This is a genomic window from Moritella sp., assembly GCF_013215705.1.
In the GTDB taxonomy this organism is placed as follows: domain Bacteria; phylum Pseudomonadota; class Gammaproteobacteria; order Enterobacterales; family Moritellaceae; genus Moritella.
In genome coordinates this window covers 21489-36480 of sequence record NZ_JABSQR010000011.1, presented here as the reverse complement: position 1 = coordinate 36480, position 14992 = coordinate 21489, and the positions used below count along the sequence as shown (strand labels likewise).

Below are 14992 nucleotides of genomic sequence, written 5' to 3'. Positions count from 1 at the left end.
TTTGCATGATAAAATGTATGGTAAATCGATATGCACATATTATGACAGAGTAAGGGCTCTGAGCCAGAATGAGGCAGTTTCGGTTTAGAGCGATCCCCCTAAGTCATCGATGGACAAAAGTGGCTTCGAATCTTTATTTTTCATTGTAATCTAGCTTTATTTTACAGCTACGATTGTTTGGAAGCCGTTCCAATTACTTGATTCTTCAATTTTAAAGCCAATATTAGAAAGTTGTTTTTCTACCCACTCGACAGAGAGTCGAATCTTACGATAAGAACTTTTATTAAGTTCCCATTTATCATTTTTTTTGATGTAAACAATGTCATGTATCTTAACGGTTTCACGTTCATATTCTAAAAACAGGTGAAGATGATATTTTCGTCACTTCTCACCGGAATAAATCTATCTGTATCTTTAAGTTCTGTAGATAAGTCACGAAAAGTTAGAATTAACTTTCCACCATCCTCAAGCGAACTAAATGAGTTCTGGAATATAGTCAAAGCGTCATCTTTCTATTTTTAAAGAACTCTAAATTACTTCTTTTTGCTTCATCAAATCCACCCATTAGCCATGTATATACATCAGATAATAGGTTTTCATTATGCTCTTCCACACTCACCGTCAGTACTTCGCCTGTAATTTCAACTTACCATACCACTCATAAATAGGTGGTTTACATTACAGTGTATTGTATTCAATTAATAGGAATATCTAAGACTTAGTGGTCAATTTCGATGAGTAACTTTGATATAACAAATTACTCCCATTTTTCACATGATAAGAAAGTATAGCGAAATTGAGGTTGACGCCTTGTTATATGTTTAATTACATTTCAGCTGTAAAATAAGCCATTATCTCAGCTGTAGTCATTTCTTTTGTTTCATTTGAAAAACAGTAATAACTAGGTCGCATGTCACTAAAATACTGCATATCCATTTCTAACCCTTTCAGGTTTGGAAACAGGCCTACTGGCATATTATATTCACCTGTTGCTTTAAATTTATAAAACAGATTTGTTCCGCATTCGGTACAAAAACCACGAGATGCCCAAGACGATGACTCGTACATTTTAACTTTATCTTCACCTTCAATGTTCACTTTAGTACCGCACTTTACTGCAAAGAATAGAGCTCCGCCCCAAGTTCTACATGATTGGCAATGGCACACGGTAAACTTAGGATTCATTTCTTCTGCAATAATGCTCACGGCACCACACATGCAGTTAGCTTCTGAGTTAGGCATTTTGATAACACCTTAATTGATATAAATGTGCAAAAACTTAAACTTATTGAATCAAATTGCCGTTTTCGACAATCTGCTTAGATTGGCTTGGTTAAGTCTATTTTTTAACAACAACCAGTTCACGATTTTCAATGTATGTGTATTGTCGCCAGTGATAGGAAGGGATCTTACCTTCCTCTATTAAAGAATCTAGCGATTCTTTAGGGATGCCTTTAGCTACGGTGTAATCTTCTAATAAGATAGGGTTATCAATGTGGGAGCTTGCCTTTTGAAGGCCTATTGTTCTTGCTTCTTCTAATGTTGCCTTGCTGCCCCACACTCCAAATAGTAGCCATGCAATTAGGATCACACTAAAAATAATTAACAGCCTTATCATTTCAAACTCCCTATTTTCGAGTAAACCTGTGCATCTACAATTAATTGTAGATTATGAATTATTAACACTTAATTCATAATCTTTGTGTAGCAGGACGTCTCGATTTGTACATATTATGAGTAACAAATCTAACACACTTTGCGACATCGGAACACACAACTGCGTATTCTAAACTGGACAAAAAATTCGCCTCAACTAAGCTTAATTCAGACACAAAGTCAGTTGAGGAAAAAAGCGTTATGAGTCGAGGTACAGTTAAGTGGTTTAATGCAGACAAAGGTTTTGGATTTATCACCCCTGACGAAGGCGGTAATGATTTGTTTGTGCATCATTCCGAAATTCAAACATCTGGTTATGCAACATTAGAAGATGGCCAAAAAGTGGAGTTTGAAGTGGGTAGCGGGCAAAAAGGGCCTTGCGCTACTAATGTAACTGCAATTTAAATTTACGATTAGCAAAAGGATTAATCACCGATATGGGATTAATCCTTTTTTATGGGTTAGCTCTTTTACTGGCTAGATCTTTTTACTGGAGAAATATCGTAGTCAACGAAACAAGCTTAAGCTTCAATACGATCAAGAATACGTTGCAGTTTAGGGCGACTGATTTTTAAAATGTCACACGCTTTACCTTTATGGCCTGAGACGCGTTCGAGCACTTCGACTGTGTACTGCAGTTCAAGATCATGCAAGCTTAACTCGACGATATCCTGCTGCGGTGACAGGCCTAACCTAGCAGAGCTACCACTATCAATGTCTGCCGATTGTGGGCTAATGCTTTCGAACAGATCTAGGGTGAGTATTTTCCCTGGGCATAACGCCATCGCTTTGGTTAGCAAGTTTTCCAATTCTCGCACATTACCCGGCCAATCGTAGGCACACAGTGCTTCCATCGCATCACGGGCTACCCGATTAATTTGGGTATCCAAGTCACGGTTAATCCGCGCCAATAGGGCAGGGATCAGGAGAGGTAAATCTTCTTTACGCTCTCGCAGTGCTGGAATGTGAATACGCACTACTTGTAAGCGATAAAACAGATCTTCACGAAAGGTTTTGTCTTGAATCGCTTGTTGGAAATCGATGTTAGTGGCACAGATTATCCGCGCATTAGTGGTTTGTGACTGCTTGCCACCGACCGGCGTAAATTCCTTTTCTTGCAGAACACGTAGTAATTTAGCCTGAATAGAACCCGCTAATTCACCGACTTCATCTAAAAATAAGGTGCCATCTTGAGCCAATTCAAACTTACCCATTTGGTCGCGAACCGCACCAGTGAACGAGCCTTTCTTGTGGCCGAACATTTCTGATTCCAGCAAGGTTTCGACTAACGCCGCACAGTTGATTGCGACAAAAGGTTGCGCTGTTTTATTGCCCGCATTATGAATGGCTTTGGCGACCATTTCTTTACCGGTACCAGACTCACCGGTGATCATTACGGATGCGTTGGTCATTGCTACTCGACCAATGTTTTTGAATATCTCTTTCATGGCCTTGGAACAACCAACAATCGAGTTACCACTGCTGTCGGGAATGTTGATGGCATCAAGGTTACTGTTATTTTGCAACTGTAAAGCAGAGCCAACCGCAGCATCAATTTCATCAAGATCTAACGGTTTATGGATGTACTCATCCGCGCCATTTTGCATCGCTTCGATGGTACTCTGCATATCATGAAACGCGGTGATCATAATAATGCGGGCATTCGGGCAGAACTGTTTGAATTCACCGATGCCCTCTAAACCTGATTTACCTTCCATCCGAATATCGAGAATAATGATATTGGGAGAAAAAATTTTCGCGATAACAAGGCCATCATCGACACTATTCGCTGTTTTAACATCATGTTGTTGCGTATTAAAATGTAATTCAAGCGTACGACGGATACCTTTGTCATCGTCGACGATAAGCAATTTACACATATTCGTTAACTACGTCCTTAATCGGTGAAATTGGTGCACTTATGTGGCTAGATAACGGTAATTGTATCTGCGCTAAAGTACCAATCGGATTGATGGGTTTTAAACGTACACTGCCTTTGTGGCTTTCAATTATCTTTTGTACGATAGCCAAGCCTAACCCTGTGCCTTTTGCTTTGGTGGTATAAAAAGGTTCAAATACTTTGCTGACCATACAAGGGTCGATGGATTTTCCATTATTGGTGATATCAATTAAGATCACCGAGTTGGAATCAGTGAGTAAGATGTTAGTCGTGACCGTGACTAAAGGGCAAGCTTGCTCACTTGTTTCTGCCGCCTGAATCGCATTAACGATCAAATTCTGCAGTGCTTGGCGTAATTTGATCGGGTCGGCATACACAGTTGGTAAGTTGTGCGGGTAGCTAAATTCTATCGCCACGTCTTTTTCTTTCGCGAGACGACGTTGACTGTTAACGGCAAATTCAACCAATTTATTTAAATCAAGCCATTCGGGTTTAAACTGTTCAGGTCTAGAGTAGGACAGTAAGTCTTCCAAAATAGCTTCCATGTAACGCACTTGCTCAAGTGAGATATCAAACAACTCATCTTGCTCTTTACGCGCATAAATCTGCAGTACCATTTTGATCGAACTCAGCGGGTTTCTTAAATCATGGGCGATCATGTTGACGACTTTACCTACTGCCGCCAGTTTGTCTTGTTTTGCATGTAATGCTTCTTGTTCCTGCATTTCATGGGCAAGCTGTTTCTCTTTGGTAATATCTTGTTTTACCGCAACAAAATACAGGGCATTGCCAGCACTGTCTTTGACTGGCGATATACGCGCGCGTTCCCAAAACAAGTCGCCGTTCTTTTTCTTATTATGGAATTCACCACGCCATTCGTCACCACGTTGAATAGTTTGCCGAAGGCTGTCATAACCGACCACTGGCATTTCGCCTGATTGTAGAAACTTGGGCGTGATACCCAGTACTTCATGTTTTTGATAACCGGTGAGTTCGCAAAATACCGGATTTACATAGATGATTTCACCGGTGATCTCGGTGATCATAACCGAGTTATGACTTTGCTCTACGGCGTGACTTAAGCGCTGTAGTTGGTCCTGTTCCATTTTATGTTCTGTGACATCTTCACCAATAAAGGTGGCTGTGGCGAGATTATTACCGTGGGCTTTAGAATAGGTACTGCTCCATGATACCAACACCACCTCACCGCAATTTGTTTGTACTACAGTTTCGACTTTGGTTTGGTCTAACTCTTGTACTAGTGCTTGCTTTAACGCCTCTGCAGCTTGCTGCTGTAGCTTTTGCGGAATGAAAGTATCAACCCAGCACTTGCCAATGACTTGGTGTTTTTGATAACCAACCAAGTTTAAGAAAAAGTCATTACAAAAAGTAATGATGCCATCACTGTTAATGGATACCGCAATAAACTGGATGTTCTCTAACGTTAATCTGAATTGTTTATCATAGGCCTGTTGCTCACGTAGGTTGTTGGTTTGTTGGTAGTGATAGCGGAACAGAAAAATCAAAAAACTGAGGACCAGCGTTAAGGTAATATACAGCAGCATGTAATTATCGGCAAAGGCGATACGGGCTAAATTAAAGCGTTGCTTGGGAAATATCGAGGCAATGGTCCAACGGCCACTGCGATTAGAAAACGCTTGCGTGAAGGTGATGTAGCTGTCTTGAAGTAATATCTGACCTTGATGTGCCTGGCTCATAAGCTCGAGTAACTCGTCACTTAGTTGCTTGCTGGTATTGAATTGAAATGGTTGTGGTGTAGCTGGTGACTTATTTTTCGATGTAAGCGTAGATAGCGCCGATTTAACCGGTTGAATAATCGCGACGCCTTCCGCATTGAGTATGTATAAATGCTCAATAAAATTGGGCGAGATATGTAATAAGCGATTAATCAGTTTACGGCCTTTGTAATTTAATATTATCGCCCCTATTTTTTCATCTTGGACATTAAAGACCGGCACGCCAATCCGGATCGTGGGATTAAGTGGCTGTTGGATTTGACCTGCTTCGATATTCAGATCCATCGGTGAGATATAGACATTGCCTTGACTCAGTTGCATGGTCTTTTGGAAGTAATAACGTTTTGATTTATTTTGTAGATCTTGGCTATCAACCGTGTAAATTTTATTTGAGATATTATTAACACGAATACGTTCGTAACCTTGTATGTCTATAAAACGGATTTGCTCGTAATTATCATCATTTTTACTTAATTCAATAAAATAATTGGTTAAAGGTGCCGTATTACTGTGATCTATTGATATCTGTTTCGCAATATAAGACAGCATGAGGGCATCGGATGTCATGCTATTTAGGCTCTCATTCAGCAGTTTTTCGATTAACTCAACAATCACTTGTTCATTGTGTAATGCGTATTGCTTGTCCTTTGCAATGTTTAGCGAATAGTGGATCACCATGATAATAAAAATAACTAACCAGCAAGGTAATAACCAATAGGCTAAGTCTTTAGAGAATTTTTTGTGGTTAGCGGTTATGTCCATATTATTACCCGAGTATTCAGTGCGCATAAAAGATCCATTTTAAGCATTTACAGCCAGTGTCCTGACTAAATGAGTGTAACAAAAAATGGCACCGAATCTCGGTGCCATTGATAATACTTGCGCTAAATCAATCAATGAATTGCGTTAGGTCATGTTATGCCGTGAATGCAAGTAAGCGGCCAGCAAGTTGGATCGCTAATGGTTGTCGGTGATCGTTATATTCAGCAATATTGTCGGTTAAAATTGCCAGTGATTCTTGTTGTTTGGTAAAGAACAAGGGGGCGGCGATCACATTACTTTCTTGATCGCTAACCGCTAATTCAATTAAAGCGGGGAGGTATTTAGATAAATCGATCTTGGCTAAAATTTGCAGGGCTAACTTACGTACTCCGCCCGCTGGATCGTGTATTTTCTTGGCGATGATGTCACAAGTTTGCTGCTGGTGGCGCTGTAATAAGCGTTTGCGTTCTAATTGTTCCTTGAGTGCTGTTAGGCAGCAGACGCGAACGTGTTCATTTTCGTCATCTGCGCCAACCAGTAATATTGGCAGGGCTTTGTTTAGCGGCATGTGACTTAAAAACTGCGCAGCAGATTGCTTACATAATGGATCACCATAATGCAGGGTATAACCTGCGGCACCAATCCCATTTCTCAATACTTTATAGTCGTGATGCTTGGCGATATTGGTTAACGCTTGAAATAACTCATGCTGTTCTTTCGGTGTCGCGCCGAGCATTGCTTCAATCAGCAAGCCAGCAGCGGATTCAGTGTTACTGTGGCCGAGCGCTCTGATCGCCAAGAGTTTGCTGTCAGTTTGTGGTAAACGGGCAATTTTTTTACGGTTTAATGCTAGGTTTTCACTGGTATCGAGATGGTCACGCACAATGTTACTGTAGGCGGTAAATTCATCATCGAGGTCGTCGAACATTTCCAGCAAGGTCTGATCATCGGGTTTGTCATCTGCCGATAATAGCGTTGCTTCAATGTTAGATTGCTGAATTGCTGCCAGTGTTGATACCGGGGCAGTATCAAACCCTTGGTCTTCAGGAAACTTATCGCCATGCTCAGCTAATAGTGCTTCTAGTTTAATGCGCCCTGCTGTTTTTTCAGGCTTGCTATTATTTTCAACGTCAACGGCATCAACTTGGGTAATGGCAATGGTATCTTCTTGTGAGGCAAGGCCAAGTAACAGTTGTTTTAGCCATTTTAGGCTGTCTTCATTGGTTTCGCTGGTGATGGCTTCTAATGCCGATTGGCGTAGGGCAACATCGGTTTCTTCATTCTCCAGCAGTGCTTTCAATACTGGGAATGACAGGTGCGCATGTTGTTTAAATTGGCTTAACTGTCGGAGTAATTGTGCGCGCTGATACAGAGGTAATTGATGATCTTGTATTGCCGTTAAGCAGCTATTTAATGCAGCTAAGTAGTGTTCGGAATAACTAAAAATTTGTTTTTTTGATAACTGCGAGAAGAAACTAATAGCCGCAATTTTTATATTACTATCTGCATGTGTGAGGTATTCCTGTAGCAACAACATATCAGCTTTAGTTAAATCATCATGGCGAGAAAGTAACAGGATCAAATTTGGCAAACTTGAATTGGGTGCACTTTCGATGAATCGTATTAGTTCGGTTGAGGTTAAAACATCTAATTGATTAAGCTGATGTAACGCTGATTTTGCGGCTTCTTGCACACCTGCATCACAGTCGCTTAAACACTGAATTATATCGTTTAAATACAGTGATAACGCTTGCTCTGAACCATACGTTGACAGCGCTTTAATGGCGATTTTTTTGATTTCAACATCATCACAGTGTAAGCATGCTGCCATGTGGTTTATTGCTGTCGAACTTGCACTTGTTGCAAATGCGCGAGCGAGTCTTCGTTGTTTCATTTTTCTCGCGGTAGCCCAATGTTGCAGTAATATTGTCGGCTTAAAATCGACCAAAGCACGATATAGTGCAAGCTCGAGCTCAGGTTCAGGGTCTTGCTCTTGCTCTAATAATTCAATGAACAGCTCACTAAACAAGTCGACTTGTTTTTCAGTTTGAATTGAACTCAGCAATTGTACGGCGGTTAATTGCAAATCCCACCAGTCATCCCAACCACCACTTAACCCCCAGTCATCGTCCGCGTCACGGCCTAGTGCAAACTTTGTTAATATTTCTACTACACGCGGCTTTTCATTATCGTATTGTTTTGTTAAGGCGGACAGTGCTGCTAATCGTGCGTCGCTATCCGGATGGTTAATGGCCACATCTGCTAAGCTATCTAAATCGCCAGCACAGACTGTCGCAAGTGCAGTTGCCGCATCAGCGACCACATCAGGGTCTTGATGATATAAACACGCGTTGAGCGCTGGGGTAACCGTGGTTATTTTTGCTTCAGTTATCGCCCGGGCTGAATAGCAACGCTGCGCTTCGTCACCCGTTTCCAGTAATTTACTTAATTCATGAATAGCTGCATTTGTCTGTGTCATGTTGGAATTCATTCGATTCACTCTCTCTGCATTTATCTATACAAGGTATAAAGCATAAAACATGCCGAAATAGGTTATTGGTTGAATCACCAGTGATTGCGCGGCTTGGAAGGTAAATCCTTGTTCTGCCTTCTTTATTACATAGCTGATAATTTAACGATTCATTCAACTACACATTTTATTATTTAATAAAACGTTACAGGAATGGCAATGTTAACTCGCTCACGTTTTAGTTTAAACTGCTGTTATATATGCTTTTATTTAATTTTGTTGTTTTGGCCTAGTTTATGCAAATACCCCATTGTGATTAATGTTATTCCAATTGATAGGAAGCAAAGGAGCTTTATAATGAAAAAAACGCTGATCCTTACTGCTGCTATTTCGTTATCATTTTCTAGCTGGGCCGCGACTCATACCAGCGAGTTTGGTGCGCTACCAACATTGAAAGTGAATGCCGCAAAAGCAGAACTAGGTAAACGTCTATTTTATGATCCACGTTTGTCCGGTGACGGAGCGCTATCTTGCGCATCATGCCATCAACCTGACCGTGGTTTCTCTCACCCTGATGCGCTAGCGCCAGCTTACCCTGGCAGTAAAGGCTTTCGTAATGTTCCGACTTTAATTAATACCGCTTATAAGAAAATATGGTTTCATGACGGTCGTATCGGTACTAATTTAAACGATGTAACGCGTGAAATGTTAACGGAAGATTGGTTAATGAACATGGATATGCGTTTGATGCAAGAGCGTGTTAAGCAAGATCCTGTGTATGTGAGCATGTTTAAAGCCGCGGGTTATGGCGAGCCTTCTAATGGTTCTATTCGTAAAGCGATTCCTGAGTTTCTTAAAACATTAACCTCCAATACTACGCCATTTGATAAAGGTGAGCTGTCAGAACTCGCCCTTAAAGGTCAAGCTGTATTTACCGGTAAAGCGGGTTGTGTGCAATGCCACAATGGACCTTTGTTAAGTGATGGTAAACCTCACAATACCGGTGTTGAAGAAAACCTCGATATCTTCCGTGACCCACTGCGTCATCACACCTTTATCGCCTTTAATATGTTCATGGGTAATGAAAATTACATGAACTTGAAACGCGATGTGGGTGCGCATGTGCAAACCCATAAAGCCGATGGTTCTGATATGGGGAAATTTATGACCCCAACACTGCGTGAATTACAGCACACCGCACCTTATATGCACAACGGCATGCTGGAAACCCTGCAAGATGTGGTGGCGTTTTATAATACCGGTGGTGGCGAGGACAGCAACAAAGACAGCCGTTTAAAACCGTTGAATTTGACGTGGCAAGAACAAAAAGCCTTGGTTGCATTTTTGAAATCGCTGTCAAGTGAACCATTAACGACTGAAAAACACGTTTGGACTCAGTCAGATTATAACTATGCACCTATTGCCAATTGGCAAAATGCTAAAAACTAAGGAGGACGAGATGAGCACTAAAATCAACTTGTCTACTATGGCCGCGTTATTGCTGACAATTACTACTGTTCCAGCGTGTGCGCAGCAAGACGATAAGAACATTAAGGCAGATAAAAATGTGATCACGGCAGAGATGGTTGCCGCATCATTAAAACCGATCACCCTCAATGGCATGACATTACCCGCATTAGCGCCGCTTGGTGCGGTCCCGGTTCCAGCAGATAACCTCATGACCGATGAAAAAATTGCGTTAGGTAAAAAGCTATTCTTTGATGGTCGTATTGGTGGGGATGGTTCAACAGCCTGTGTGGCTTGTCATAATCCTGCGTTGGGTTGGGATTTCCCAACAGATCTATCACTCGGTTATCCGGGTACTGTGCATTGGCGTAACAGTCAAACCATTATTAATTCTGCGTATTACGGCAAATTATTCTGGGCTGGTTCAAGTAAATCCCTAGAAGGCCAAGCGAAGAGTGCGGCGAAAGGAGCGGTTGCTGGTAATGGCGAAGATGACATCATGGAAGCACGATTAGCGCTTATTCCTGAATACGTGACTGGTTTTAATCAAGTATTTGGTGATAACTATCCGAAGCTCAGCAACGTCTGGAAAGCCATGGCGGCATTTGAACGTACGTTAATACAAACAGATACCCCATTAGATAACTACTTGATGGGTGACGAAACGGCGTTATCGGCACAGCAACTTAAGGGTAAAACCTTATTCGAAGGTAAAGCACAGTGTATCGCTTGCCATAACAGTGCATTAGCCAGTGATCAGAAATACTACAACGTAGGTGTACCGACTAACTTACGCTGGGATTCAGAGGCTCTTGCACAGATTACTTTCCGTTATGAGCTGTATGCCAAAGGTTCTAACGAGAAAATGTACCGTAAAACCAAAGCCGATCCAGGGGTTTATTTCCGTGGTAAACGCAAAGAAATGAAGGGTAAATTCCGAACTCCTAGTTTACGTTATACCAAATATACCGCTCCGTATATGCACAATGGCACGTTAGCAACACTAGCAGATGTGGTTGATTTCTATGATCGCGGTGGCATCGCCGCTGATGGTCGCTCGACCGGTTATCCCGCTACTAAAAGTGAGCTAATCAAACCACTGGGTTTAACTGCGAATGAAAAAATAGATTTGTTGGCATTCTTAGGTGCTTTCTCTGGTGAACGTATCACCATGGACTATCCAGATCTACCTCCTTATCAGCGTCTATTTACCGAGCAACAACTTGCGGAGGCGACAAAATGATCTTTGACAGAAAAAAACGCAATGCAGCGCGTAACGAGAAAATGAACACAGAAAGTGCAGGAGAGCATCAAAAATGCATGGTCTCACGTCGTGATTTCTTAATGTATACCGGTGCGCTGGCCAGTACCGCGAGTGTGGTTTCCTTGTCGTTATTCCCTGGTACTGCACAAGCGCAAAGTGTGCGGGCGCGAGTGGTGGGATATCCACGACAGTTGATCGCCAAAGTCAGTGAGTTGAAACTGAATGAGCCTGTTAACTTTAACTACCCGGATAATGGTCCTAATTCACGCGCTATTATTACGCGAATGGGTGTAAAAGCAGGTGGTGGTCTTGGTCACAAACAAGATATTGTGGCGTTTTCATTAATGTGTACTCACCAAGGCGGGCCACTTGATGGTCAATACAAAGTGGTTGGTGAGCACCGTGTATTAGGGCAATGTCCATTCCATTTATCGACGTTTGATTTACGCCGTCACGGTATTATTGTGTCGGGTCAAGCGTATGAAAGTCTGCCGCAAGTATTGCTTGAACAAGATGGTGATGACATTTATGCCGTTGGCATTATGGGCCTGTTGTTTGGCCGTACCGATAATATTATTGCCATGCAGGGGGCTTAATTATGACTACTAATTTTTATATTCCAGAAGACCATGCACCGTTACCACCAACGTTTGCAGAAGTGATCACCACCGCATGTGACTATTGCATCGTCGCTTGTGGTTACAAAGTTTATCGTTGGCCAATTGAAAAAGCCAGTGGCGGCCAAAAAGCCAGTGAAAATGCCTTTGGTATCGATTTTCCCAGTGCGCCACTGCAAGCCTGGGTTGCGCCATCACAACATAATGTCGTCATGCATCTTGGCAAACCGCATCATATTATCATCGTGCCAGACAAAGACAGCACTGTGGTTAATAAGATGGGGGATTCTTCCATGCGCGGCGGTCTGTTAGCGCAGAAGGTTTATAACCCCGCAACGGGCACGCGTGACCGTTTAACCCAACCGTTAGTACGGATTGGTGGTAGCTTACAACCTGTGCCTTGGGACTTTGCCTTGGATATTGCTGCTGAGGTGGGTAGTTATGTTATTGATAAACACGGCACCAATGCCTATTGCGTTAAAACCTATTCTTATCAATATATTGAGAATACCTATGCGATCACCAAATATGCATTACGTCATATTAATACGGCTAACTTTAGTTTCCATGATACCCCGTCGGACGTAACTTCTACACCGGGTTTCCGTGATGCGGGTTTTGATAACTTTGGCCCAAGTTATGACGATTGGGGCGCAGCCGATACGTTAATGGTTTGCGGTACTGACCCGTATGAAACCAAGACCATCTTGTTTACTCAGTTTATGATGCCGGCTATTCAACGCGGTATGAAAACCGTGATATTAAACCCAAGAGAAACCGCCGGTATTGCTTACATGAAAAAACATGGCGGCTTACATATCGATCTTAACCCGGGTTCTGATAACCTGGTGATTGGCGCGATATTACGCGTGATCATGGACAATGGTTGGCAAGATGATGAATGGATTGATAAATGGGTAAATAACAAATGGGAGTCTAATTCTGGTTTTGGTCAGGGTACCCGTAATACGCCTTGGCAGTGGCGTACCACGTGGGGAAAATTCCAAACTGACGGTTTTGAAGATTATAAAAAATGGAACCAAGCACAAGACGAGTTTGATCCTAAATACGCGGCTAAAATGGCCGGCATTGATGTAGCTAAGATCTACAAAGCCGCTGAAATGATGGCGAAACCAGTTAATGGTATACGTCCTAAAACATCGATTGGTATTGAAAAAGGTTTCTACTGGTCAAATAACACGGCCAATACCAATGCGATCTCAACGCTAGCAACGGTTGTCGGTGCTGGTGGTCGTGAAGGGCGTGTTGTTGGACGCTTTGGTGGTCACCAACGTGGTGGTCAGTCAGGTGGTAAATTACCGCGTAATAAATCACCTGAAAAAGTACCTGGTCGTCGTCGCAGAGCGTTAGATACTGACCGCTATTTATATTCAGGTCATACCCGTTTTGCGCATGTTATTGGTACCACGTGGATCCAATCTATGTGTGGTAGCCAAGGTCTGCAGAAGAAATTCTGGGAGTTAGTCACCTCGAACCCACATCAAGTCTATAGCTATGATAAACAAGAGATCATTGATACCTTGAAAAAACGTGCGGACTCTGGCGGTATGGTGGTGATCAACCAAGACATTTATCTCCGTGATCCAATCGGCGCTAAGTTTGCAGATATCGTTTTCCCGGCTGCCACTTGGGGTGAGGTTGACTTTATGCGAGCCAATGGCGAGCGACGTCTGCGCCTTTACCAAAAATTCAATGATGCGCCAGGACAAGCACAACCAGATTGGTGGATTGTTGGCCAACTGGCGAAACGCATGGGCTTTGACGGTTTTGATTGGGAAACATCTAACGATGTCGCGGAAGAAGCATCACGCTTTAGCCGGGGTAGTCGTAAAGATTTCCATATGATCAAAGTGGCTGCTCATATCGAAGGTAAAACCTTACACCAAAAACTCAGAGAATATGGCACTGAAGGTATTCAAGGACCTGTGTTCTATAACTACGATACTAAAAAGTTAGTGGGTACTAAACGTTTACATGATACTGAAATGACCGCTGCAACATTAGCTGAAAAAGGTTTAGCGAATGGACCACAAGGTCAGAACGTATTGAAGAAACAGTTAACGGCTTTTAATAGCCAAACAGGCAAGGTCAATCTGCAGAAACATCCTTGGGATCTGTTCAGTGATTTTTATGCTTGGTTGCAACCAAGAGAAGATGAGCTGTGGTTCTCTAATGGCCGCGTTAACGAAATTTGGCAGTCAGGCTTTGATGATGTTGAACGTCGTGCCTATACCGCCCAACGTTGGCCGGAAAACTGGGTTGAAATTCACCCTGAAGATGCGAAAAAACGCGGTATTGAATCGGGCGATCAAGTGATGATGTATTCCGATCGGGTGGCTAATTTCAAAGAGACCATTCTGGGTGTGAAAGGCGATGATTTCCAATTTAGTAGCTTGCTGAAAAACGGTCATATCCAGCTTGATAAAGCCGCGGTGACTGCGGTTGCAATTGTGACGCCTGCAACCAAGCAGGGGGCGCTGTATGCCAACATGCTCGATATGCGCCAGCCGTCTAACTCACTCACGACACGAGTTGTTGATCAGATAAGTGGTAACTACAACTTTAAAATGGGTGTATCGAAAATCAGGAAAATTGGTGAGTCTAAATATAAACATGAATTCCGCGCGTTCTCTTTTGCACCGCGAAATATTGTTTAAATAAAACGGGTTGGCAACAGCCCTCTTTTAAGGCCTGAATTAAGGAGGAAAGACATGAAAAAAATAGCATTATTAATCTTAGCCGGAATGGTTACAATGCCTGCGATAGCTGCTGATATCGAGGCTGGTAAGGCTAAAACCGGTATGTGCATGGCCTGTCATGGTGTCGCGGGGATATCTTCGGTCCCTATGTACCCGAACCTAGCCGGACAAAAAGCAATGTATCTGGTGAAGCAGCTGAAAGATTTTAAATCAGGTAAGCGCCCAGATCCAACCATGAAAGGCATGTCGATGGCATTATCGGATACGGATATAGCCAACATTGCTGCTTATTATGCCAGTTTGAAATAGTGAGGTATTAAATATTAATCTGGTGCTGCGCTAATGATTACACCGTAAGAAACATGCTGTATTTGTCGAG

11 protein-coding genes are annotated in these 14992 nt (G+C 42.4%); 6 read left to right on the top strand and 5 right to left on the bottom strand.

The window, feature by feature from the left end; translation table 11 throughout:
• Positions 1-825: 825 nt before the first annotated feature.
• Complete coding sequence (locus HRT96_RS08885) at positions 826-1242, bottom strand: GFA family protein (protein ID WP_293155143.1); 417 nt, start codon at positions 1240-1242, stop codon at positions 826-828.
• Between the two features lie 97 nt (positions 1243-1339).
• On the bottom strand, positions 1340-1618 hold the full coding sequence (locus HRT96_RS08880) for a hypothetical protein (RefSeq protein WP_293155140.1): 279 nt from the start codon (positions 1616-1618) through the stop codon (positions 1340-1342).
• Positions 1619-1857: 239 nt separating this feature from the next.
• Here HRT96_RS08880 and HRT96_RS08875 point away from each other — a divergent pair, with 239 nt between their 5' ends.
• The gene (locus HRT96_RS08875) at positions 1858-2061 is read left to right on the top strand and encodes a cold-shock protein (RefSeq protein WP_006033612.1); all 204 of its coding nucleotides are present in this window, start codon (positions 1858-1860) and stop codon (positions 2059-2061) included.
• A gap of 116 nt (positions 2062-2177) precedes the next feature.
• Here HRT96_RS08875 and HRT96_RS08870 read toward each other — a convergent pair whose 3' ends face one another.
• The 3 genes from HRT96_RS08870 to HRT96_RS08860 form a co-directional block, all read right to left on the bottom strand.
• Entirely contained in the window at positions 2178-3536 is a 1359-nt protein-coding gene (locus HRT96_RS08870; protein ID WP_293155137.1) for a sigma-54 dependent transcriptional regulator, read from the bottom strand.
• Positions 3529-6102, bottom strand: coding sequence for a PAS domain S-box protein (locus HRT96_RS08865; protein WP_293155135.1), 2574 nt, complete (start codon positions 6100-6102; stop codon positions 3529-3531). Before HRT96_RS08865 ends, HRT96_RS08870 begins: the two co-directional genes overlap by 8 nt.
• 127 nt (positions 6103-6229) lie before the next feature.
• The gene (locus tag HRT96_RS08860) at positions 6230-8554 is read right to left on the bottom strand and encodes a HEAT repeat domain-containing protein (protein WP_293155132.1); all 2325 of its coding nucleotides are present in this window, start codon (positions 8552-8554) and stop codon (positions 6230-6232) included.
• A gap of 348 nt (positions 8555-8902) precedes the next feature.
• On the opposite strand from HRT96_RS08860, the gene HRT96_RS08855 reads away from it, so the two are divergent.
• From HRT96_RS08855 to HRT96_RS08835, 5 genes are read left to right on the top strand one after another with little or no spacing between them, the layout of a single operon-like run.
• A complete protein-coding gene (locus HRT96_RS08855; protein ID WP_293155129.1) occupies positions 8903-9994 on the top strand; it encodes a cytochrome c peroxidase in 1092 nt (363 codons plus the stop codon).
• Between the two features lie 10 nt (positions 9995-10004).
• Entirely contained in the window at positions 10005-11255 is a 1251-nt protein-coding gene (locus HRT96_RS08850; RefSeq protein ID WP_293155126.1) for a cytochrome c peroxidase, read from the top strand.
• Positions 11252-11872: an arsenate reductase (azurin) small subunit gene (locus tag HRT96_RS08845; RefSeq protein WP_293155123.1), complete on the top strand. Its 621-nt coding sequence runs from the start codon at positions 11252-11254 to the stop codon at positions 11870-11872. Before HRT96_RS08850 ends, HRT96_RS08845 begins: the two co-directional genes overlap by 4 nt.
• Before the next feature lie 2 nt (positions 11873-11874).
• Positions 11875-14571, top strand: a complete 2697-nt coding sequence (locus HRT96_RS08840) for a molybdopterin-dependent oxidoreductase (RefSeq protein ID WP_293155120.1) — start codon at positions 11875-11877, stop codon at positions 14569-14571.
• 54 nt (positions 14572-14625) lie between these two features.
• Entirely contained in the window at positions 14626-14922 is a 297-nt protein-coding gene (locus tag HRT96_RS08835) for a cytochrome c (RefSeq protein WP_293155117.1), read from the top strand.
• Positions 14923-14992 lie beyond the last annotated feature (70 nt).

Bases quoted from the DNA above. Each gene is read 5' to 3' on its own strand.
- HRT96_RS08860 (WP_293155132.1), bottom strand. From the start codon at position 8,554: ATGACACAGACAAATGCAGCTATTCATGAATTAAGTAAATTACTGGAA.
- HRT96_RS08880 (WP_293155140.1), bottom strand. From the start codon at position 1,618: ATGATAAGGCTGTTAATTATTTTTAGTGTGATCCTAATTGCATGGCTA.
- HRT96_RS08845 (WP_293155123.1), top strand. From the start codon at position 11,252: ATGATCTTTGACAGAAAAAAACGCAATGCAGCGCGTAACGAGAAAATG.
- HRT96_RS08870 (WP_293155137.1), bottom strand. From the start codon at position 3,536: ATGTGTAAATTGCTTATCGTCGACGATGACAAAGGTATCCGTCGTACG.
- HRT96_RS08885 (WP_293155143.1), bottom strand. From the start codon at position 1,242: ATGCCTAACTCAGAAGCTAACTGCATGTGTGGTGCCGTGAGCATTATT.
- HRT96_RS08865 (WP_293155135.1), bottom strand. From the start codon at position 6,102: ATGCGCACTGAATACTCGGGTAATAATATGGACATAACCGCTAACCAC.
- HRT96_RS08855 (WP_293155129.1), top strand. From the start codon at position 8,903: ATGAAAAAAACGCTGATCCTTACTGCTGCTATTTCGTTATCATTTTCT.
- HRT96_RS08840 (WP_293155120.1), top strand. From the start codon at position 11,875: ATGACTACTAATTTTTATATTCCAGAAGACCATGCACCGTTACCACCA.
- HRT96_RS08835 (WP_293155117.1), top strand. From the start codon at position 14,626: ATGAAAAAAATAGCATTATTAATCTTAGCCGGAATGGTTACAATGCCT.
- HRT96_RS08850 (WP_293155126.1), top strand. From the start codon at position 10,005: ATGAGCACTAAAATCAACTTGTCTACTATGGCCGCGTTATTGCTGACA.
- HRT96_RS08875 (WP_006033612.1), top strand. From the start codon at position 1,858: ATGAGTCGAGGTACAGTTAAGTGGTTTAATGCAGACAAAGGTTTTGGA.